The following is a 791-nucleotide window of genomic DNA, read 5'->3' on the forward strand; positions in this document are numbered from 1 at the left end:
GTGTTCATGAACAAGGTCGATCTCGTCGACGACGCCGAGCTGCTCGAGCTGGTCGAGATGGAGATCCGCGAGCTTCTGTCGAAGTACGACTTCCCGGGCGACGACATCCCGATCACCAAGGGCTCGGCCAAGGTCGCGCTGGACAACGGCGACAAGGCGATCGGCCATGACGCGGTGGTCGCGCTGATGCAGACGGTCGACGACTACATCCCGCAGCCGGAGCGTCCGATCGACCAGCCGTTCCTGATGCCGGTCGAAGACGTGTTCTCGATCTCGGGCCGCGGCACGGTGGTGACCGGCCGCGTCGAGCGCGGCATCGTCAAGGTCGGCGAGGAAATCGAGATCGTCGGCCTGAAGGACACCGTCAAGACGACCGTCACGGGCGTCGAGATGTTCCGCAAGCTGCTCGACCAGGGCCAGGCCGGCGACAACATCGGCGCGCTGCTGCGCGGCACGAAGCGCGAGGACGTCGAGCGCGGCCAGGTGCTGTGCAAGCCGGGCTCGGTGAAGCCGCATACCAAGTTCAAGGCCGAGGCCTACATCCTGACCAAGGAAGAGGGCGGTCGCCACACCCCGTTCTTCACCAACTACCGCCCGCAGTTCTACTTCCGCACGACGGACGTGACCGGCGTGGTGCACCTGCCGGAAGGCACGGAGATGGTGATGCCGGGCGACAACATCTCGATGGAAGTGCACCTGATCGTGCCGATCGCGATGGAAGAGAAGCTGCGCTTCGCCATCCGCGAAGGCGGCCGCACCGTCGGCGCCGGCGTCGTCGCTTCGATCCTCGC

General features: G+C 65.7%; 1 protein-coding gene. It reads left to right on the forward strand.

Translation table 11 applies throughout. From position 1 onward, the window contains the following. A partial coding sequence (locus RKE40_RS29620; RefSeq protein WP_316021733.1) for an elongation factor Tu occupies nt 1-791 on the forward strand: 791 nt, incomplete at both ends.

This window comes from Allobosea rubneri (assembly GCF_032464875.1).
GTDB classification, from domain to species: domain Bacteria; phylum Pseudomonadota; class Alphaproteobacteria; order Rhizobiales; family Beijerinckiaceae; genus Allobosea; species Allobosea rubneri.